Source organism: Proteiniphilum propionicum (assembly GCF_022267555.1).
In the GTDB taxonomy this organism is placed as follows: domain Bacteria; phylum Bacteroidota; class Bacteroidia; order Bacteroidales; family Dysgonomonadaceae; genus Proteiniphilum; species Proteiniphilum propionicum.
On record NZ_CP073586.1, the window covers coordinates 705,806 to 728,074 of the forward strand.

The 22,269-nt window shown below is 42.2% G+C and carries 14 protein-coding genes; 2 read left to right on the forward strand and 12 right to left on the reverse strand.

Translation table 11 applies throughout. From position 1 onward, the window contains the following. Positions 1–21: 21 nt before the first annotated feature. The 8 genes from KDN43_RS02680 to KDN43_RS02715 all read right to left on the reverse strand — a co-directional run bounded on the left by KDN43_RS02680 (position 22) and on the right by KDN43_RS02715 (position 14,746). Positions 22–2,556, reverse strand: a complete 2,535-nt coding sequence (locus tag KDN43_RS02680; RefSeq protein ID WP_238868156.1) for a glycoside hydrolase family 31 protein — start codon at positions 2,554–2,556, stop codon at positions 22–24. Positions 2,557–2,577: 21 nt separating this feature from the next. Further along, positions 2,578–4,332, reverse strand: coding sequence for an endo-dextranase (locus tag KDN43_RS02685; RefSeq protein WP_238868157.1), 1,755 nt, complete (start codon positions 4,330–4,332; stop codon positions 2,578–2,580). A gap of 59 nt (positions 4,333–4,391) precedes the next feature. Further along, positions 4,392–5,834: a SusF/SusE family outer membrane protein gene (locus KDN43_RS02690; RefSeq protein WP_238868158.1), complete on the reverse strand. Its 1,443-nt coding sequence runs from the start codon at positions 5,832–5,834 to the stop codon at positions 4,392–4,394. 20 nt (positions 5,835–5,854) lie between these two features. Continuing rightward, on the reverse strand, positions 5,855–7,345 hold the full coding sequence (locus KDN43_RS02695; RefSeq protein ID WP_238868159.1) for a RagB/SusD family nutrient uptake outer membrane protein: 1,491 nt from the start codon (positions 7,343–7,345) through the stop codon (positions 5,855–5,857). Between the two features lie 11 nt (positions 7,346–7,356). Further along, positions 7,357–10,395 carry a SusC/RagA family TonB-linked outer membrane protein gene (locus tag KDN43_RS02700; RefSeq protein WP_238868160.1) on the reverse strand — a complete coding sequence of 1,013 codons (3,039 nt, stop codon included), beginning with the start codon at positions 10,393–10,395 and terminating at the stop codon, positions 7,357–7,359. Positions 10,396–10,682: 287 nt separating this feature from the next. Continuing rightward, entirely contained in the window at positions 10,683–12,371 is a 1,689-nt protein-coding gene (locus KDN43_RS02705; protein WP_238868161.1) for a DUF6377 domain-containing protein, read from the reverse strand. A gap of 7 nt (positions 12,372–12,378) precedes the next feature. Continuing rightward, complete coding sequence (gene rlmD / locus KDN43_RS02710) at positions 12,379–13,791, reverse strand: 23S rRNA (uracil(1939)-C(5))-methyltransferase RlmD (protein WP_238868162.1); 1,413 nt, start codon at positions 13,789–13,791, stop codon at positions 12,379–12,381. Positions 13,792–14,203: 412 nt separating this feature from the next. After that, positions 14,204–14,746, reverse strand: coding sequence for a DUF2961 domain-containing protein (locus KDN43_RS02715; protein WP_238868163.1), 543 nt, complete (start codon positions 14,744–14,746; stop codon positions 14,204–14,206). 335 nt (positions 14,747–15,081) lie between these two features. Here KDN43_RS02715 and KDN43_RS02720 point away from each other — a divergent pair, with 335 nt between their 5' ends. Next, positions 15,082–19,059, forward strand: coding sequence for a hybrid sensor histidine kinase/response regulator (locus tag KDN43_RS02720; RefSeq protein WP_238868164.1), 3,978 nt, complete (start codon positions 15,082–15,084; stop codon positions 19,057–19,059). 457 nt (positions 19,060–19,516) lie between these two features. On the opposite strand, the gene KDN43_RS02725 is transcribed toward KDN43_RS02720, so the two are convergent. Both KDN43_RS02725 and KDN43_RS02730 read right to left on the reverse strand, forming a co-directional pair. Continuing rightward, entirely contained in the window at positions 19,517–19,762 is a 246-nt protein-coding gene (locus KDN43_RS02725; protein ID WP_238868165.1) for a hypothetical protein, read from the reverse strand. Positions 19,763–19,785: 23 nt separating this feature from the next. Beyond that, positions 19,786–19,929 carry a hypothetical protein gene (locus tag KDN43_RS02730; RefSeq protein ID WP_238868166.1) on the reverse strand — a complete coding sequence of 48 codons (144 nt, stop codon included), beginning with the start codon at positions 19,927–19,929 and terminating at the stop codon, positions 19,786–19,788. A gap of 12 nt (positions 19,930–19,941) precedes the next feature. Between KDN43_RS02730 and KDN43_RS02735 the strand changes: the two genes are divergently transcribed. Then, positions 19,942–20,220, forward strand: a complete 279-nt coding sequence (locus KDN43_RS02735) for a hypothetical protein (protein WP_238868167.1) — start codon at positions 19,942–19,944, stop codon at positions 20,218–20,220. Between the two features lie 653 nt (positions 20,221–20,873). On the opposite strand, the gene KDN43_RS16400 is transcribed toward KDN43_RS02735, so the two are convergent. After that, positions 20,874–21,431 (reverse strand): transposase, encoded by a 558-nt coding sequence (locus tag KDN43_RS16400; RefSeq protein WP_238866549.1) that lies wholly within the window; start codon positions 21,429–21,431, stop codon positions 20,874–20,876. A 62-nt stretch (positions 21,432–21,493) separates the two neighbouring features. Further along, positions 21,494–22,180 (reverse strand): transposase, encoded by a 687-nt coding sequence (locus tag KDN43_RS16405; protein WP_256448745.1) that lies wholly within the window; start codon positions 22,178–22,180, stop codon positions 21,494–21,496. Between the last annotated feature and the right edge of the window lie 89 nt (positions 22,181–22,269).

Below are 22,269 nucleotides of genomic sequence, written 5' to 3' on the forward strand. Positions count from 1 at the left end.
ATTTGTCTATAAGTTCCTTATTCATAAGTCTTGGTTACAATGGATTCTTTTATATGCTTTTTTAATTAATATGGTTATCTTTTTTCTATGATCGGGTATTTTCACTCGACACTCATTCGACTCCTCGCTCCACCACCATGCTATAGATGAAACATCGTTCTCCGCTGTGCGGTAAACAGAAGCTTCATCCGTTTTTTTGGCTGTTTTACCATTCACGGTGACCGAAACAGGCATTTTATCGAGATGATAAGCCAGGATCATGTTCCTTTTGTCCGATTGTTTGAATCCATTATCCGACGGTACAATTTCCGTACGGTATCCGTCGGACAGCGTAGTACAGGTAAACCGCGTTCTTGAAGCGATGTTATCGAGATACTCGAGGTTCTCTCCCTCATCTTCATAGAGTTCGAATTCTGCCGTTTCATCTTCATAGTCGGGAAAAATATGAATAAACAACGGATAGTCTTTCTTTTCGTGGATATATTGCATTACCGGCATCATCGGGACGATGGAGCCTTTCTTTACAAAAATGGGAATCACATTTAAAGATGCACGATAAGCAATTTGCTGTCCACCCAAATAAACGGTTTTTTTGTCGTTAAAATCAATCCATTCCCCTTCGGGCAGATAGAGACGCTTTACCCTTTCTCCCTTTTTCAATACCGGCGCTACAAGCAGTTCTTCACCAAACATAAACTGATCTTCAACCTTCAGTGCCACTTCGTCGTAGGGATATTCCATAAACAGCCCCCTCATAATAGGCAATCCTGTATCATGCGCCTTCCGGGTATAAGTGTACAGGTAAGGAAAGAGCTGATATTTCAATTCGATGGCAGCTTTGCTGTTTTTCTCAGCTGTTTCTCCAAACATCCAAGGTTCTACCGCATTATCACCTTCGTGATGAGCACGGCTCAATGGATTAAAAATGCCAAACTGCATCCACCGGGTGTAGAGTTCTGCCGTTGCCGGGTAATCGGTAATATCACCGCAATAGCCAGAAATATCTGTTGTCCAGAACGGAATACCTCCCAATCCGGCAGAGATACCGATCGCCACCTGGTTCCGTAGTTGCCCCCACCCTTCGAGGAGATCATTGCCATTGCCGCTATCGCCACTCCAGCCAAAGGTATAGCGCTGGAGTCCGGCATAAGCTGCACGCGTCATCTGGAACACCCGTTTGCCCGGGTTCCTCTTTTCAAACTGCTCTTTTACTACCTTGTCCCAGGTCAGTCCGTACACATTGTGAATCTCACCGTGCATACCGATATGGTGCCGCATATGAAGTCGATCAATGTCCTCCTCATTGCTCCATGCCGGTTCGCCCATATCTGTCCAGAATCCGGCAGCTCCATCATTTAATGGTTTCTGCTGGTACTCACCCCACCAGTCGGTCACCTCCGGAATGGTAAAATCCACCACCCCACAGTTACCTCCCCATGGCCAGGGCATATCATACGCTTTCCCTGTTCGGGAATCCTTTACGAAATAACCGAGACTGTCGGCTTCTGCCCACTGTTTCTTATTTGCTTGAGAGATCACCGGATCCTGTGAAAGAATCACTTTAAAACCTTGCTCATTTAAAGTAGAGAGCATTTGCTTCGGATTGTTGTAATTTTCCTCTCTCCATTCAAAATTCTGCAAATATTGTGTCCAACCGATATCCTGATAGATTATATCGCATGGAATTTGACGCTTACGGAATTCGGCAGCCACCTCCAGTGCCTGCGCTTCTTTCGTGTAAAGACCACGACTTTGCGAGAAGCCAAACGCCCACTTAGGCGGCATAATAGGTTTCCCTGTCAGGGAGATATACTGACTCAGGATATCCTTATAATCTTTCCCGAAAATAAAGTAATAGACAAATGCTCCGTCTGGTGCCTCAAACGAATAATATTCATTGGACTCTGTACCAAATTTGAATTCTGTTTTATAAGTATTATCAAGGAAAATCCCATATTGGTAACTACTCATAAAGAAGGGTATACTTTTATATAGCGGATCCTCGTTTACACTGTAGCAGGGGCGGTCGCTGTTCCACATCTTGTATTCCCGTCCGCGTCGATTGAGAGGCCCGGCCTTTTCTCCCAAGCCGAAAAACTGTTCGTCGTCTCGCAATACCTTGTAAGCTTTCTTCGCCGTGGAGTCAGACACGTGACCGATCTCCTTATAATCACTGAACAACAGTTTTTGCCATTTATCAAAAATCTGTAGTTGCATCGGGCTCTTGTTCATCCTGATACGGAGCCTGGAAGTGTATATCTCGTAGGATGATGGTTCGTCGTTCACCGTTATCTTCCCCATATTTTCGAGGTCCTCATTGATTACTGCAAACGATTTATTTTTGCAAACAAATGTGCCATGGGGATCGAACCATATTTTCACGACAGAGCTGCTGAGAAAATCCAGTGATAGCCTCGATCCATCATCCGCATTAAACACAACCCTATTTCCCTCTTTTGTATATGAGGTGACCTCCTTCACTCTACCACCTTGTTGTGCATAGATGACAAAAGGAGTAAAGAGAATCAGCAGTAATATAAATTGTAGATACTTCATCAAATTTCTTTTACATGATAGTTAATACTCGATGACAATCATGTCCCAATATTTCAACGACGGAAGTGTCAATCTGACTTCATTCTCTGCCTGTGTGAAGTCGAGCGTTCTGGCTGCCCCACCGTTTATATCCGGCGAAGCAAACCAGACATTTTTCACTTCACTGTTCACTGTAACTTTTATTCCCGCGCCGATGATCATCGCTGGTTCTTTCTGGATTCCATTGGTATCTCTCCATTCCATGGAATTTACATCAGAGAAATTAAGAAAATGAATCACTTCCTTGTCTGTAAATCTTTTGCCGGTAACGGCTACAGTCCCCTGTGATGAAGGCCAGCTTTCGAACCTGGCCCGATTGTCGACCGACTGCACACTAAACGAAGCAAACGCTCCTCCGTCACGTAAAAGATTCTGATAAGCCACAAGGAAATCGTAGTAACAAACCAAAGCCTCCTTCAACTCTCTCTTTATCTGCAGGTTAGAATTTGGAAAATATTCGTTTGCCAGGTAGTGTTCACCCAGTTCAAGGTGAGCCCCTCCGAACGAGAATATCACCGCATTGGTCAACAATACACCCGGTGCATTCACATAACCAGAACTGTTGGATTTTGCATAGTTAACATAAGCAGCAAGCACGGTCTGTTTCTTGTTATCAGCATAAGCATTGTTGTCATGAATCACTTCTGCCAGCTCTTCGTAAGTTTTGCTTTCATCCCACACTTCGGTATAGAGAAAGTCTACTTGAGATTTGGCAATATACTTTTGTCCGTATTGGCCAACCGCGTTCATCACCAACCGCTTGCCAGATTCGTACTGCTTCATGGCAGCAACAAAGGGAGCATAGGTTTCATCCAGCTTCACCACATTGCCCTCATAATCGTATACCATTCCCCGGTTACCTAACTGATCAATATGATAACCGTCGAAATCGAATACCCGGTATACATCGTTATGACGTGCTATGAGATAGTTCTGCCACGCATTGTTTGCCGGATTTGTGAGGTAAATGCTACTGCGAAAGGGGGAATCAAGATGGTGACTGTCTTTGACTGAGCGGTTGGAATCCTTGAAAATATACCACTCTTCCTTTACACCATCAGCCGCCGCATTGCTCAATGCGCCAAATGCGAGATTATAAAACATCGCTTTCATTCCTCTCCCATGTATGGCATCAATATAACTTTTCACTGTAGAGAGATAGTTGGTACGACCAATGAGATCGGGCCACTGGGACAGCGGATTATCTACGGTTCCTGCCAGCGGGCGGTGGTGGTCGTGCATCCAGTCATAAAATTGAACCCCGTTGATGTGGTAACGGTTTAAAATCTCAATATTTCTCCCAACCTGCATCTTCGACAGATCACCATATGAAGAGAGAAAGCCGTAACGAGGAAACTTTGTCCAGTCGGAAGAAACATCCACAGCAATGGTGTGATAAATCTTTTCTCCTTTTTCATCAGTTTCGTAAATATCCACCATATACCCTTTGAAATCTTCTGCTGGTGTAATCCATGACCAGCTCGTCCCCTGCAGCTCCTCCTCCTTTATTACTTTTCCCAGGTGCGAATAACGCACTTTTGGGTTGCCGGAAGGTTTTTCTTTCAGGGTAATACGAACAGTCTCCCCTGGTTTATATACCGACTTATCGGTAGTAATGCCAACCGCCAGATAGGCATCGCCATAAGTTACCGGATTGTTTTTTGTATCATAATCATCTTTGCATGAAACCAATGTCAGCAAACAGATAAAAAACAGGAAGGTGATTTTTTTAATCATAATTTGAATCAGGGATCTGCCACACCTTTCATCCGATGTGGCAGATCATCCCTGTTTGTTTATTGTTTTTGAATGGTGATGGTTTCTTTTAACTGATCGAGTTCGATTTTATAAGTGCCGGATTCCGAAATCCTCCACTTGTAGTCCACGCCAGCCCCGGGATAATTAAACAACATCTGTTCTGTCTGCCCCGTAGGTGATTTATCTGCTTCGCTCGCAATAAACCAGGCACCATTCCAATCGGATTGCTTGTCGCACGTAAACTTCAGCTCTCCACCCTTAAGTGATCCGCTCCATGTGAACTTGTAGGGATCGGCTGTGGCCGTCATAGGGGTAGCATTGCCAATATCCCATCCATTGGGTGAAGCATCGCCTACGAGGTAAACCATTTCAAATGGCACAAATGGAACGATATCTATCTTCATGTCCCGTGTATCCAGTTTGATTTTATATACGCCGCCAGTAATGTTCCATTTATAATCAGGATCACCCGCCCATTTGTCCACATCGAGGCCTATGCCTTCTGCTGTCTTATCAACAGTGGGACGGAAAAAGGGTGCGTCCCAGTTTCCTGCTGCAGTTCCTATTTTAAATTCACCCCCGGCTGAAAGGTCATCATTGTAATGGAAGATAAACGGATCCACAGGATTCACGGCCATCGGCTGAAAACTCCATCCGGTGGGATTGCCTACAAACCACAATTCGCTATATTCCGGTCCTTCACCTCTTACAATACTGATTGTCATCGTAATCAAATTCACTTTTACCGTATAGGTTCCTCCTTCAGTTATTTCGAACTGTTCGTCGTAGGGATCATCAAAACTTTCGCGCAGATAGAGTTTCGTATCGCTCTCTCCCTTGTTATAAGAGGGAGCAAACTCTCCCAGCGTGGTGATAAATTTAACATTGCCAGGCGAAAGCGATCCGGTCCAGGTAAACCCTTTGGGAACATTGCTGATGGGGCGCATTTCTGTGGCTTCGCCGGCATTCCATCCGTTGGGTGTAGCATCACCCAGCATGTACAGTGTCTTGGTAATCGGTTTGTGTGTTTTGACCGAGAGGCGTTGCAGGTTCGAAATCTCCGGTTCGATACCCTCTGCAGCGATAGTAGCAATAACACGAGCCTCCAGCACTACCTCCTTATTGACCTCAACACCAAAATTATTTAGCAATATCTCATTCAGCTCTTCGTTCTTGTAAATTTTTTCGTATACACCCCTTCCCAAATCAATCGATACACCTCCGACAAAGTTATTACCCTGCAAATCCATCTGAAAGGTATAGCTAATTCCGGCATTGGTACCCTGGTTGGAACCGGTTGTCCATGACAATTTCAGGGCTTCCGAAGTCGGATTTGCAGCATCCAGCTCGATTTCAGCCGATGAAGCAGTTATTTCAAGGGGACTGCTTCCCTTGTCCAGTTCCATGTAATTATCGTCGGCACACCCTACAAACAGTGTGACCCACAACGACAGTAAAAATAGTAATCTGTATATCTTCATAACAGTCTCTCTTTTTGATATTAATATCCTTGATTTTGTGTGAGATTAGGATTGGCATCCCTCTCCTTTTGCGGGATAGGAAACAACAGGTGTTTCTGCGTCGCGTTGATTTTACCGATGGAGTGCAGGAAATCCAAGGCATATTGTCCGTTATCCCACCTGATGATATCGAACCAGCGATGTCCTTCGAAGGCCAGTTCAATGCGACGTTCATTTCTGATTTTCTCTCTCATCTGTTCGGTTGTGAGATTCTCCACATCTCCCCGATTTGTCAGGCCTGCTCTTTTACGCACCTGGTATAATGGTTCTTCTGCTTCTGTTGTTCTTCCCAGCTCATTCAGCGCTTCAGCTTTCATCAACAACACATCTGCAAAACGCAATACCACGATGTTCGCTGAGTTGGTATTATAATCTGGAGAAACGGACAGTGGCACAAGGAACTTCCGAACATTGTAACCCGTGTTCGACATATTTGCTTTGTATGATTTGCCGTCGAAATCAGGGCCTCCCTCATACAAGACAGTTTTGTCTTTACGCAAGTCCCCATTCTCATATTGGTCCACGAACTCCTGTGTCGGTTGGTTCCAGCCATAAGCACCGCCAACCCATCCTGTATTACGCGGACCCATGTAGGTACTTAGCCAGTTGGCCTGGTTTTCATCACTCCAGAAACCAGCCTTGGTCAGTCCGTAATATTGCACTTCAAACAGAGACTCTGCTGTGTTCTTATGCCGTTCCTCACCCCCGAAGCTATCGCTGTAATCGGAATTCAGGGTATAACCGAGGCTCTCTACCAGCTCACTCATCTGTAGTGATTCTGCATACATTCCCAATGTCAGATAAACCTTTGCCAGCATGCCGGCAGCCGCACCCTTGGAAGCACGGCCGATGTCGCTTCCCGAATATGCTTCCCTGACCGGCAACAATTCAATTGCATCCTTCAAGTCAGGAATTATCACCTCGTTGTAGATGGTCATTTTGTCGGTACGCTCGGGCAGCAGGTTGTCTCCAGGCTTCGGTGTAGAGACCGTCATCGGGACATCTCCGAAAAGCTGCACCAGAATGAAATAATAGTTGGCACGAAGAAACTTCGCTTCTCCGATAGAACGGTTTTTCAACGATTCGTCGATATCCATCTTCGGCACATTTTCCAATACCGTATTGCAGTATAGTATCCCGGGATTGGGACCTCGCCATATGTCCAGTGCAGCTGCATTGTCGGCTGTAGCTACAAAATTTGCCAAGGTAACAGTCTCTATCCCGTCGGTGCCTCCACCAGCACCCACTTCGCTGTTTCCTGCAATGATATCGAGCGTCCAGATTCTCATGTTGTATAATTTGGGACGCTGTAGCGGCTGATAAGCCCCATTTACCAGGGCAATAGCCGACGCTTCGTCCGTGAGTGCCTCGGCACTTGGGTCTTCATACGGAACTTTATCCAAAAAATCGGAGCAGGATCCAAAGAGTGTCAATACCGATAAAAGTCCAATTATATATGCTATTTTTCTCATATTGTCATCGATTAAAATTGAATATTTAGGCCTAAACTGATTGTACGTGTTATCGGATAGGTGCCGAGATCTACACCTCCTGCCCCTACTTCAGGATCAAAACCAGAATAACCGGTCAATGTAAAGAGGTTCTGGCAAGAGAGATAGAGTCGTGCCATACTTAGTTGAGCCTTCTGTGCTACTGATTTCGGCAGCGTATATCCTAACGTGAGATTTTTCAAACGAAGGTATGATCCATCCTCGATAAACCGGTTGGAATGGCGTACATTCTGATTGGGGTCACTGTAGACAGCACGCGGAACACTGTTACTTGTTCCTTCTCCTGTCCAGCGGTCCAACACCTTTGTCGTCTGGTTCTGCGGGACTGACATACTTTCCTGCCATATTCTGTTGGCATTGTAAATGTCGTTTCCGGCCACACCCTGGAAAAAGACCTGCAGGTCGAAATTTCCGTAAGCAAAGCTGTTGTTCATGGAGAACGTCCATTCAGGGAATGGATTACCGATAAAGGTACGGTCATCGGCATTGATGACTCCGTTGTTGTCAAGATCACGAAACTTGATATCGCCAGGTGCTGTTCCGCCGGTTACCTGCGTAGCATACCGGTCCACCTCCTCCTGATTCTGGAAGATGCCGTTGGTTACATAACCATAGAACGCGTTCACAGGTCGTCCTTCGGCACTCACCTGCACTTTAGTCATATTGATATCCCCACCGGTAAACAGGGCAATACCGTCATTCATTTTGATTACTTCATTCTTATTGTAAGAAACATTGAAATCGGTATCCCATTCAAACTGGCCCGTGAGGTTTCTGGAGGAGACAGTCAGCTCAAGCCCTTTGTTCCTAATCTCTCCGGCATTTATACTCGGCACGTAAATGTCTGAATAACCTGTAGTGATGGGTACTGACATCGGCACCAGCATATCGCTTGTGTTTTTTAGGTAAGCATCAAGCGTCAGATTAATCCGTTGATTCAATAAAGAGAGATCCACCCCGGCATTAAACTGCCTTACCGTCTCCCATTGTACATCCTGATTGGGCATCACCAGCGGATAAAGCGTAGAAACCGGTGTGCCGTTGAACACATACTGCCCTGTTTTCAACCTGGTAAAATAGGCGTAGTTGTCTATACCTCCCTGGTTTCCCGTTTCTCCGTATCCCAAACGGACTTTCACATCGTCGACCCATTCGTTTGCGTGGAAGAAAGGTTCTTCCGACAAGCGCCAAGCTGCGGAGAACGAGGGAAAAGTACCCCACCTGTTTTCTTTGGAAAATCGGGAGGAGCCATCGCGACGGATTGTTGCGGTGAAAAGATATTTGTTGTCGTAATTGTAATTGGCTCGCCCCATAAACGAGAGGATAGCCCAATCATTTTTGGTACCCCCGACGGTGGGGTCGGTAAGCCCGTTATTCAACTGGCTGTTATTATCACTCAGGAATCCCTGCACACTTGCGTTCATGCGGTTATACAAGTTATTCTGGGCGCTGGAACCAATCATCACGTTTACGTTGTGTTTATCTGCGAAGGTGTCGAGGTAAGTAAGCGTATTGTCCCACAGATAGGTAAGACTTTTATTCGACTCTTCATACAGTGATGACTGCGGCTGCGGGATGGGCTTCCAGTCATATTTGGGACTAAAGCTGTTCTGATCCCAAAACTTGAAGTCGATGCCACCCAGTGACTTAAAAGTAAGTTTATCTGCCGGTTTTATTTCAGCGAAGATATTTCCAAGCACGTTGTATCCGTTGGTTCTGTTTCGGCTAAGTGTTGCTGTTCCAATAGGATTGCGTATATCCCCGTACTGATAAGCCGGTTCTCCAGGACCGGAGTATGAACCATCTTCGTTGTAAACCGGCTGAGTAGGTAACGAAGCCATAGTACCGCGAATATCATAAGAACCCTGTTTCTTGATATCGTGACTCAGGGTTATATTGTTCCCGAATTTTATCCATGAACGCACGTTCGATTCGCTATTGAACTGCACCGTGTATCGTCGGTATGATGTATTAGACACAACACCGTCCTGATCGAATACTCCTCCCGACACATAATAATTTCCCTTATCACTACCTCCGGAATAGGAAACCGTATAGTTTCTCATTCTCGCCGAACGGAAGAGTTCATCAAGCCAGTCGGTACCTTCACCCCAAACCGTTGGATCAGCAAAGTCGGCGCGCTGTGTCAGCGGGGAGGAGGCGAACTGGTTATAATTGGCAATCATCTCGTTATGTAACGAGGCAAACTGTGTAGCATTCAACATCTGTGGCATGCCGGTAGCAGTTTGTACTCCCCAGTTCGCACTAAATGAGATAGATCCGTCACCAGATTTCCCCTTCTTCGTGGTAACCAATATGACGCCGTTTGCCCCCCGCGACCCGTAAATGGCAGTGGCAGAAGCATCTTTGAGCACATCCACGGTTTCCACATCTTCCATATTCAGGGAATTGATTCCCAGGTCCGTGGGTACCCCGTCTATAACCAGAAGCGGTTCGCTGTTATTGATAGTGCTAATTCCCCTGATGCGGAAGGAGACATTGTCACCCGGTTTACCGGAGGAGATGACCTGCACACCTGCAGCCCGTCCCTGAAGCGCTTCCCCGATACTGGCTACCGGCTTGTCCTTCATCGTCTCCCCCGAAACCGATGATACAGCGCCTGTGAGATCTCTTTTTTTCATCACACCATATCCGATTACAACCAACTCATCCAGCAGCTGATTGTCCTCTTTTAGCACAATAGAGAGATTCGTTTTACCAGCAACCGATATCTCCTGCGGGTGATATCCCATATAAGATATGGTTATTACTGATGATTCGGGCACTGCCAAAGAAAAATTACCATCGATATCACTTACGGTACCGGTTGTAGTCCCTTTTACAAAAACGGAAGCACCTATAACAGAAACACCATTCTCATCAGTGATATTCCCGGAAATAGTTTTTTGATTCTGAGCCGACAGATGAATACTGAATATTACACACAACATCAATAATAATAATAACCTGCATGCAATAGGCTCTTTGGATAATTTTTGTTTTTCCCCCATGTTAATAAATTTAGAAAATAAAAAATACAAAGGTTATAGTCACATTTATACATCAATTTACATTAGTACTTTTCTAGGGTCGACTAATTAAAATTTCATCGTTCTCGTTTAATTTCAATGAATAGTAGCCTCAAGATAAATTCAACAATAACATAGGCAAATGTAAAAGATGAAGTAACAGAAAAAAAATCAGGATAGTTAACATATAGATACAACAATAGTTATACAGTCTGTACATCAGCATAATACTCAAATATAGAGACGTGAAAAAGTAGATGATATATATCTCAAATTTTCTGTATAACTCCAATTTTCCTCACAAGACTTTCAAATTTATCGCGGGGTACAGCCGCTTTATTTCGTACTCTAGTACGATAATTATAGATAGTGTTTACCGAATAATGCAGGAAATTGGCAATGCGTGAACTGTCGGTTATCCCTAACCGGATCAGAGCAAATATACGTAGTTCTACGTTCAGCAATTCATTAGGTTTCAGGTTAAATTGTTCTTCTTCGAGCAACAGAGAGTTAAATTCCTCCACGAAATTGGGATACAGATGAAGAAAGATGTTATCGAACAGTTTATATAGCTCCTTCAGCTCCTGATCAATCATATCATGCGATTTCAACATCCTGAAAAGTTCGTCTATCTTTCGTTCGGCAGCTTTTTTATTGAGCGTGTTCCGGTATTTCTCTAGCTTATCTATATAGGTGGAACAAAGATCTAGGAAATGGCCGATATAGGTTTCCTTTATTTCGTTGGATTCGGACAATTCATCGTTTACATCCGACAATTTTCTATTCGTTCTGTTCAATTGATCGACAGTACGTTGTAAATCATTATTCAGGTCATTCAACTTCAGATTCGTTTGATATAACTCCTTTCTTATTCGGGCGATCTTTTTCATTTGTCGATAGACGTAGATAACAGCGATGATGAGGAACAGCGACAAGAGACTCACCAGAACAAGGAAGAGCTGCAGTTCTGACTGCTGATTCCTGACTTTTTCCTGATAAGCCGAATCGATTATCGGAAGTATTTGTGAGATTTCATACGTCCGCAAACGGGCATTACAAAACATGGCATCTTCCATCGACGATTTGATGCAATCATAAGCCTTTTCTATGTTACCGGTCTCAAATAGTGTGATCGCCAATGCCTGCATAGAAGCATTTTCCTTAATCGCATTCTTTATATCGCAAATAGCCGATATCGCATAATAGGCTATTTGCTTGTCAATATCTCCTTCTTTACGGTAAATATTTGCAAGGGCATAGGTTAAAACGGCCTTTTCATGATTCTCCTCTTCCGATTGATTGATTAGCTCTTGTAAAATTTGTTGTGATTCGGCTAATCGATTTTCGTCGAACAGCTTTTCGGCAAAAACAATCTTGTAATGGTTGGATTCTTTATTCAGGACACTTAACAACGAGTCCCGGTACAGGCTGCTCTTAACGGTATATACAGGAGCAATGGGATTATTGAACGAGTAGCTTCTATATAACTGCTTATAGCTATCATAATAGTTGACTAACAGGTTATCGGCGAGCTCAGTTTTATTGATATTCGTGAGAATATCTAATGCCTCGATATAGAGTCCCGAGACTATATATAAAGAGGTGAGATTAAGTTTCGATTCATTGATTCTGTAGCTATCACCTAAGCTTTCGGAGAGCTCCACATTCTGCTTAGCGTAATGAATGGCAGAATCGGAAATATAAGTTTTATACTCGTTAAACAACTGCAGGTTTATGTCGTATCGCTGCATCTCGTTCATATTGGGCATTCTCAACATCTGCTTTATCGAGGCGACACGTTCTTCTTTTTCGGACATGAACACTGCCTTATCTTCCATCATCTCGTATAGCATCTTGAGCACCTGCTCTTGTTGTGGTTCCGCGGCAAAAACATTGTCCACGGTAATAACAAAAACAACTGCCATTAATAGTACGAAAGTAGATGTGCGAACATTCATAATCAAATTAACCTCTTTTCTCCAACAACACCACATTCTCCACATGGTGGGTATGTGGGAACATGTCGACCGGCTGTACTCGTTTAACCTTGTATTTGCAGTCCAGCAGATTAAGATCACGCGCCTGAGTGGCCGGGTTACAGCTTACATAGACAATCCTTTCTGGTGCTGCAAACAAAATGGCATTGACAACATCTACGTGCATACCAGTGCGGGGCGGATCTGTAATAATTACGTCGGGATGACCATGTTCTGAAATAAACTCCGCCGTAAGTACATCCTTCATATCACCGGCAAAAAAGAGCGCATTTTCGATCCCGTTTATCTGCGCGTTTACCCTTGCATCCTCAATTGCCTCCTCTACATACTCAATACCAATTACTTTTTTTGCCTCACTTGCAACAAAGTTGGCGATGGTGCCAGTACCGGTATAAAGGTCGTACACCAGCTCATTGCCTGTGAGCTGTGCGAAGCTACGTGCAACCTCATAAAGATGATATGCCTGCTCGCTGTTAGTCTGGTAGAACGACTTGGGGCCGATCTTGAAGCTCAATCCTTCCATCTCTTCAAAGATATGATCCCTGCCGCGCCAGGTCACCACCTCCTGGTCGGTAATGGTATCGTTTGCTTTTTGGTTAATGATGTATAGCAGTGATGTAATTTGTGGAAATCTATCACTTATGAAATTCATCAACTCCTCTCTTTTTTCTACATCATCTTCATAAAAAACCACAATCACCATCCATTCTCCTATGGAACTGTTGCGGATCATAAGGGTGCGCATGAGCCCATTTTGGCAGCGCAGATCAAAAAAAGGGAAACCCTTTTCCAGGCAAAACTCCCGTATGCAATTCCGGATCTGATTGGAAAAATCATCCATCAGCCAGCATTTGTCGATATCAAGCACCTTATCGAACATGCCGGGGATATGGAAACCAAGAGCGTTCATTTGAGTGAACTCCTTACCAGAGCTTATCTCCTCCTCGGTGAGCCACCGTTTGTTGGAGAATGTAAATTCAAGCTTGTTGCGGTAAAAAGTGGTATCAGGTGCTCCCAGAATGGGGGTGATCTCTGGCAGTTCTACCTTGCCTATCCTTGTAAGGTTGTCAACCACCTGCTGCTGCTTGTGCCGCAGCTGCTCCTCATAGGGCAGGTGCTGCCACTTGCAGCCGCCACACATCCCGAAGTGCCGGCAGAAAGGATCGCTCCGCTGCGTTGAAAATTGCTGAAACCGCACTACCCTCCCCTCGGCAAAAGTGCTCTTCTTACGCGTTAGCTGGATGTCGGCCACATCGCCGGGAGCTGCAAAAGGTACAAACAGCGTCATGCCATCAACCTTCGCCACCGCCTTACCTTCGGCAGCTACGCCGGTAATTGTCACACCTTCCAGCAAGGGAAGTTGTTTTCTCTTTCTTGCCATCTGTTTTATCTCTTTATTTAAGATTCGCATGCATTACAATTACAACTAAGTTCGCGACAAACAATGTTTTATATTTAACTGTAATCATTTACATTCATAAATTATGCGAAAATTGAACTTTATATTTACAGATACAAAGATAGAGGTTTTTTAAACGAATTCGTCTAGATATTACCAGACAAAAATCATCTATCTTCGCTGGAGGGAGCTGTTGTCGTGCTCAATGCCGTCCCATGTCAAGGGCTAATGATTGAAGAACTCAATACAATCCATACCAACCTGGTATTTAGTTCCATCATAATTTTCATGTTCCAAATATTCTATTTGCAGTAAATTCTTTCCCTTATTAATATCTAAATTTCTCAGTATTTCTACACCTATCGTATCCTGCTCGTAAAATGGCTCTATAACTCTATGCCTTTGCTTGTTCAATGTTGATATTCTGATCCCCTTTGTTTTCGAGCAAGATATTGCATTTCCTTTTAAAAGGCATCACCCAGTAACACGACATAGTACTGTCATCGTCCACTTTCGTGTACCATGAATGGTTTTTTCTTATCTTATAACCTGTACCGAAAAAGTCGCCGATAGGAGCACTGATTGTCCTTATGCCATCAAATGAAATGTGAATTATAGTGCTTCGAAGTGCTTGTTCATAATTCTCAGCGTTAATTTTAAGGGTAATTGTGCGGATTGCAAAATAATCATCGAGATAAATCCTTAGCACTCCTCGTCTCGAATTCTCGCCGGAAAATGTCATCCACATCCTTACGATAGCTCCCGGTCCTTTTGCATCCATCAGCACATACTCCTTTCTGCCGTGATCGGTTTCAGTTCTTACAAACATGCTTCTGTCCCAATTAGCAAACCAGCTTTTTTGATCAGATTCAACCGATGCCCGGTCGTAACTGCTGAATTGTTTACAGAAATAGCCGGGTGAAGGATATTCAGCCAAAGTCTTCCTGTTTGTCATCTCAAGAAGAAGGCTCTCCTATGATATTTTTTGAGAATAAACGATATTGAGACTTATTGCCAACGAAAAAATAAGAATTCCTGTTTTTTTGATGGTTGGATTCATTCTTTGTTCTCCTCTTCTGAAATTGATTAAAAAGTGCCCCGATCAAAATTAATTGATAAATCCAGGCACAAAGAGGAATATCATTTCACAAAATGATACTATCTTCCCATTTCGCACAATTCCCGTTTATAAGAGGTGAAAATAAATAAAATTTACCGAAAAAATAATTACTTTAGTTATTAATTAACCTCGACATTAATTTTGGATGAATAATGAATACGAAAGTACCTATAATAACAGCCGTGTTGTTTTGCCTGGGCGGTTTGCTGTTATCACCGGCATCTTTGGCCAAAAACTCCGATTATTATTTCAGAAATATGGCTGTAGAGGACGGCCTTTCGCAAAATATGGTATATTCTATCTTACAGGATAAAACCGGTTTCATTTGGTTTGGCACGTTAGACGGGTTGAACCGGTACGACGGGCTAAGGTTTAAAATCTTTAAGAAAGACAACGAAAATAGCCGTAGCATCGGTTCAAATAAAATCCTGTCGCTGCTCCAAGATAGCAATGAGAAGATATGGGTTGGGACAACCAACGGAATATATATTTACGATCCAATGTGTGAAAAATTTTTCCGTTTCGATATGAAAACGACTGACGGGGAAAAGGTGGAGGGCGCAGTCAGGGATTTAAAAAGAGATGGGAAAGGGAATATTTGGATAGGTGTACAAGACAAGGGTATATATTGTTTGAGCAATGAAAAAGAACTTAAAATATATCGGTTGAAGAATACAAACGTACGAAAATTTGATTTTGATGTGGATGGCAACGTATGGGTGGCGACCTATGGGCGGGGATTGCTTAAAATTAACCCGGCATCTGCTCAAGTGAAGGAGTTTCTGATAGATGAGAAAAGGAATAAGATTTCAGAGAACGATATTAATACCATTTTGTCATTTAGCTCCAGCTATCTGTTGGTCGGGACGGTCAATAAGGGTGTACAACGGTTCGATTTGCATACCGAAAAATTTACTCCGTTTTTGGAGAAGGGACAGGACAATTCACCTCTCTTTGTACGGTGTATGATAAAAACTGACAATCAGGAACTGTGGATCGGTACTGAGGAAGGTGTATTTATCTATGATTTAAGAACAAATGATTTTGTTAATCTTAAACATAGTCATAATAATCCTTATTCATTATCCGACAACGCAATTCACAGTCTTTACCAGGATAAAGAAGGAGGGGTATGGGTTGGTACTTTTTTTGGTGGGGTCAGCTATTTCCATAACTCTTTCACACAGTTTGAAAAATACTATCCGAAACCTGGTAAAAACTCAATAAGTGGGAAAAGTATCAGTGAGTTTTGTGAAGACAAAAAGAAAAACATTTGGATCGGGACAGAAGATGCCGGACTTAATAAATTTAACCCAATAACTATAGAGTTCACTAAAAGCCCGATAACATCAGGAAATATTCATTCCCTGTTATGCGATGAAGACAGATTATGGGTAGGAACATTTTCTGATGGTCTTCATGTTATGAATCTAGAAACTCAAGAGGTGGATTCGTATAAAAACGGTGTGTCAGACTACTCGATAAAAGATGATAATATTTATTCAATTTATAAGGATACCTCAGGAAGAATATGGATCGGGTCATCGACCGGCTTGCAATACTACAATGAGCAGACAGACGACTTTAGGAGAATTAAGGAGGAAATCATAAAAAACCAGGTTAACGATATACTTGAAGACTATAGAGGCACTCTATGGTTTGCCACAATTGGCAATGGAGTTTTCTCATACGACAGATTCTCAGAAGTATGGCATCACTATTTATCAGCATCTGAAACACAAGACGAGGATACCGGAAAATCAATTATTTGCCTGTTACAAGATAAAAAAAACAGATTATGGATAGGTACGGAAGGGGCAGGTATTGGAGTCTTCAACAGAGAGTCAAACTCCTTTTCTACTTTAATTACTTCTAACACAGGCTTACCCAACGATGTTATCTACAAGCTGATAGAGGATCCGAAAGGGTATATTTGGGGCAGCACAAACAAGGGGATTTTCAGGCTTGATCCTGAGAGCTTGGATGTTATAATTTATACACATTCGAACGGACTATTGGGAGATCAGTTCAATTACAAGTCCGGATTTAAAGATCATAACGGTAAAATATACTTTGGAGGCGTTAAAGGCTTTGTGGCATTTAATCCATGTGATTTGGGCATTAATGAATACATTCCACCGCTAGTTCTGACCAGTTTCCAAATTCAAAATAAAGAAGTTTCTTTAAATGACGAAGAGTCTCCATTAATAAACTCTATCACACATAGCAATAGCATCAACATCCCATATAATTCTTCAGTATTTAGCATTGGCTTTGCCGCCCTTAGCTACGTCTATCCTAAAGGTAATATTTACGCATATAAATTAGAGGGACGTGATAACGACTGGATTTTTGGCTACCAGGCCCATCAGGTAAATTATACAGATTTATCACCGGGAAGTTATACATTTAAAGTAAAAGGAGCTAACAGTGACGGAATCTGGAACGAAACAGGCGTATCCCTGTCTATCAATATTTTACCACCATGGTACCAGACAGTATGGGCGTACTTACTCTATCTTGCAATAGCAGGTGCCATCCTGTATTATAGCATACGCAACATTGTTAGAAAAGCTAAACGCCGTAATGCAAGGGTACTCAAAGAACTTGAAAACACCAAGGAGAAGGAACTATATACTGCAAAAATTGAATTCTTTACACATATTACACACGAGATAAGAACTCCTTTAAGCCTGATTAAGATCCCATTGGAAGATGTTATTAAAAATATCGACCGGCAAAGTCCCTATCTGGAAAATCTTACAATTATCCAACGAAATGTCAACAGATTGTTGAAGCTGGTGAATGAATTAATGGATTTTAGGAAGACGGAATCACAGGTTCTCAGATTAAATTTTGCAAAAGCCGATATCATAAATATTGTAAACGAAACAATTAATAGATTCAAGCCGAGTTTTGAATCCAAAAAAATTACATTTAACACACTCTATTCAATCAAGAGCCTTTATGCCGATGTTGACAGGGAAGTCTTAACGAAAATATTAAGTAATTTATTCTCAAATGCGTTAAAACATTCTCATACAGTCATAGAGCTGGGTTTAAGGTGCAATGAAAAATACTTTGAAATAAAAATTGAAAATGATGGTGATGTAATTCCTGACGAATACGTCGAAAAAATATTTGAACCTTTATTTAAATTGAACAAAAACATCCAGGGAACAGGTTTGGGCCTTGCGTTTGTAAAGTCGCTGGTGGAGCTGCATAAGGGAACGATCTGTTGTGATAACTCTAAAATGGGAAAGACAATCTTTGTGATGACTCTTCCAATTAAGCAGGAACAAAGTATAAATATTCACGATGAAGAGGATCAATTCGAAAAAACAGAATCCTCACAAATAGCCTTGCTGAAAAGTCAAAAGCCAAGTGCTACACCAACAATTCTCACTGTGGAAGATAACGAGGAGTTTCAGCATCTTCTCTATAAACATTTGATAAAAAAATATCATGTATTGCAGTGTAAAAACGGAATGGAGGCTCTAGACATTTTGGATAAGGAAAATGTAGATATAGTAATTTGTGATATAATGATGCCTATAATGGATGGATTGGAATTTTGCAAAACAATGAAGGAGAACATTAAGTATAGTCATATACCGGTCATCCTATTAACTGCCAGAACCAATTTGGAATCCAAAATTGAAGGGATTAATTGTGGTGCAGACGAATATATTGAGAAACCGTACTCTACCGATTATCTTCTGGCCAGAATTGAGAACCTGCTGGAGAGCCGAAGAAAAATGCAGGAAATGTTCAGGAACTCACCCGAACTTGCTTATCAAAGCATTACTCACTCAAAAGCAGATGAGGATTTCTTACAAAGACTAATTGCTATTATTCATGATAACCTTGATGAACCTGATCTGAATATTGACAAACTAGCTGAGGAAATGGCTGTCAGCCGATCAACTCTCTATAGGAAAGTCAAAAATGTATCCGAACTTTCTCCAAATGATTTTATTATGCTCATAAGGCTTAAAAAAGCAGCTGAGCTGATAAAAGAAAAACAATATCAAATCAGCGAAATTGCATATATGGTAGGTTTTAGTTCACCGAACTATTTTTCGAAGTGCTTTTTTAAACAGTTTGGAGTTTCGCCTAAGGATTTTTAATCCTCCCCGGAATAATTGTTAACCTTATTTTGACACAATTTTGCATTTAATTGGAACAATATTTCAATCCTTAACACTTTAATTTGTCCATCTTTGGATTGACTATTCATTCTATTTGAAATATTTTTGAATCACTTTCTATAACATCATTTCGCAAGAATATTGTAAAAGCGATATTTCCGATATAATGAGTTCTCAAATTTAATTTTAATAAGAAAAATTTTCAGAATACGTATGGATATCTTAATAGAAAAATTGGGTGTACTTATCCTTATTAAAAAGGGGGTTAAAGATGCTCTAATCAATGTGTGTGGCGTAAAAGGAAGAGGATTCTCTAAACATTGAGTCCACTCCTAAAACCTTTTTTTCAAAAACGTAAAAAAATGAGATATTTAGGGAGGGAGTTGCTTAAAAATTAATTACTGAACTTACATTATTTTTGATATATATCCATATTTTAATGGAAAATGCGAGCCTTTTTTGACTCGAAGTGATCTTTATTTGTTTGCATCACGTATTTCAGTATTCTCCTGAAGTTTATCCACGTAGCCCCGGAGTGCGGCCACAGTTGGTTGGCGGCAATCTCTCGGTAGCGAGTTTTGCCGTTATTGCAAGGGAATCCAAGTTGAAACATGGAAGCCTCGACATTGTTGCGCTTCCATTTCTCCTCTATGGGAACATCTCGTAGTTTTTCCCTAAGCATGTATGTACGAACACTCTCAAGCGTTAAGTATTAGTATTTACCTCCTCCTTGTTGTTGCGATATACGAACTTATTCCCCGGCTCATCCATGGTATGGTCAATCAGCGAGAACTCGGACTCTGACAGGCTGCGCTTGTAAATATGCTCAGCACGCTCTTCAATGAACAAAACGAGGGTCTCGTGTACGAGTTCATAGCGAGAGTACCAAGCTATATTGGAACCTATCAGCTTGATATCCACACGGATTTACTTGCCGCGGACTTTGAAGTCAAGAATTTGACTTCGCGTGATCTGCTGCATGCATTCCTTGAACAAGTCCACACTATTTTCCCTGTTGTAATCCATTGCCTTTTATCGGAAAAGTTAGTAAGTGGAAGGAGAAGGAGGGGTATCATCAGGATCACCATTACAACCAGGACACGCACAGAGGTGTTGGAAGAGCCGTTATCGGAAGAATAAAGGACCTTTAAAATGTCTTCGTTTACACGTGTTACAACGGGTTAGCGGGAAATATTATCCCAAAAGTCATTTTTCAAGTAATCTTTCAACGAGGAGCCTCTTAGCATCCCGGAAGGGGATGAAAACATGTCTAGTTGTGGGTTCTTTCCGAACTCTTTGAACATTATTTGCAAGCTTTAAGCTTTGCTCTAAGTTACTGAAATATACACTAATATGCAAACAATTAAGGTGCTGTTTTCAGCGCCGTTTTGAAATATTAATCATCACTTCCGAATGGTCAGGGATTTTCATGAAAAAATGCCAGGAACTTTTCAAAATAGACTCATAATTAGAAAATCCATGTTTTATATCATAAAAACTAATATGATACCAAAAAATAGTATGAATAATGATTATTACTTAAAAAATCTCATTTAAAATTCCCAACTCAAATTAATAGTTTTCAAAGCGGAATTTCTCTTTTTTTTCGAGAGATACCGTTTTATTTTCTTTTCATCTTCACTGTTTCTTGCACGTTTAACGTGTTGATTTACTTTTTATGGTGGCATTTTTTATATATATTAACATTATCACTCTTCCAAGGCATGGCAATTCCTTGTCATAAACCCTTTTACGACACGAAAGATGGCGATGGACGATTAAGTGAAAATCCGTCATCCGGTCATCGTTGTCGTTATTCGCTGCTCAAAATCACGCCACCCCGCTTTTCGGTAATACTCCTTAGGCATTTTTACCGTGACCTGCCTGCCGGATTTCACCACTTTACCCGGCACTCGGATAAACCATTCTCGGAAGGTAGAGTGCTCTTGGCGCCAAACCCAAAAGTCGCCCCGGTATCGCATGAGCACCGATAAACTGTAGGCAAATGACGAAAGTTGCCAAAGAATATCGTTTACCCAAAAATCATGCGTGATGGTTTTTCCCGCACAAAGCGAGTTTTTGGTTTGCTCGATCCAATTCTCACTCTCTGATCGGGATCCATAAAGGGTATGGAGCTGCAAGGCATCCAATCCTTTCAGGTTCGAGCAATAGCAAAAGTACTCATACTCGGGTACAAATTGTTTTTCGCCAAAATAATCGACTTCAACCATTTGCTTTATGATGCGCACGGCATAAAACATGCGGGGATTCCTCCAACCGCTACATTGATGTATAAACCGGCAGGTCGCCGTCCGTGGGTCAACCGGTTGCCATGTCTGCCCGGCAAGCAAATCTTTCAGGTTTTTTCAGCTTTACTTTCACCAAATATTCATGTTTGCCCTCTTCCAGCAAATCAAACAATCCACCATTGAAAAAAGCCGCTGTCTGCCCTGAAAAAAACCTTCTCCACCTTTTTGGGGAAGAGCGGCCAAGGTTTCTTTGACAAATTCACAAACGCCGTTTGAGGTGTAGCTTGAACCGGGCGGAGCCACGAATTGACAAGCAGTTTCATCTCCGTGACGAAACATAAGATGGGGTGATAGCTTTTCGCGCCCTTTTTATGCGAGTTGTAACCCACTTCAGCTCCTTGTTGGTTGCCGTAAACGGTAAATGTGCTTGAGTCGCAATCAAGCGTCACGCGTTTTAACCCGCAACGGGAAACTTGCAAGCCGGTAAAATCCAATAACAACTCGTGAAGCGAACGGGCGCCCCTTTCACCCAAACCTGTCAAATGGCGGCGTATGGTGTCCTCGTCAATGTTCTTGGGTAACTTCAACAAGCGGGAAACCAAGGCGTCAAAGGTGAAATTTTCAATCCGCTTCAAACGGTGAACACCGCACAACGAAGCCAACAGGACACTTGAGAGTATTTGGGCTGTACTGAAACGGCTTGCATTGTGCCGGGTGGTTGGGAAAAGATGTTCCAACCGACGATAAATGCCGCAATGGTTGATAAAATCAGAGGTTACGCTTAACCCTGAATATGACGTTAATTGTTCTGAACTGAACTCTTTCTTTACTGAACTGGCAGTAAATGAGATTTTTTTACTATTTTTTGTATTGCATGTGTCGGGTGAGTGTTATTTTTTTATTTAACACCTTAAAGATAAATACTTTATCTGACACATGC

Excerpts from the sequence above, each read along its gene's own strand:
- KDN43_RS02720 (WP_238868164.1), top strand. The coding sequence starts at position 15,082 with ATGAATACGAAAGTACCTATAATAACAGCCGTGTTGTTTTGCCTGGGC.
- KDN43_RS02685 (WP_238868157.1), bottom strand. The coding sequence starts at position 4,332 with ATGATTAAAAAAATCACCTTCCTGTTTTTTATCTGTTTGCTGACATTG.
- KDN43_RS02705 (WP_238868161.1), bottom strand. The coding sequence starts at position 12,371 with ATGAATGTTCGCACATCTACTTTCGTACTATTAATGGCAGTTGTTTTT.
- KDN43_RS02700 (WP_238868160.1), bottom strand. The coding sequence starts at position 10,395 with ATGGGGGAAAAACAAAAATTATCCAAAGAGCCTATTGCATGCAGGTTA.
- KDN43_RS02680 (WP_238868156.1), bottom strand. The coding sequence starts at position 2,556 with ATGAAGTATCTACAATTTATATTACTGCTGATTCTCTTTACTCCTTTT.
- rlmD (WP_238868162.1), bottom strand. The coding sequence starts at position 13,791 with ATGGCAAGAAAGAGAAAACAACTTCCCTTGCTGGAAGGTGTGACAATT.
- KDN43_RS02690 (WP_238868158.1), bottom strand. The coding sequence starts at position 5,834 with ATGAAGATATACAGATTACTATTTTTACTGTCGTTGTGGGTCACACTG.
- KDN43_RS02695 (WP_238868159.1), bottom strand. The coding sequence starts at position 7,345 with ATGAGAAAAATAGCATATATAATTGGACTTTTATCGGTATTGACACTC.
- KDN43_RS02725 (WP_238868165.1), bottom strand. The coding sequence starts at position 19,762 with ATGCTTAGGGAAAAACTACGAGATGTTCCCATAGAGGAGAAATGGAAG.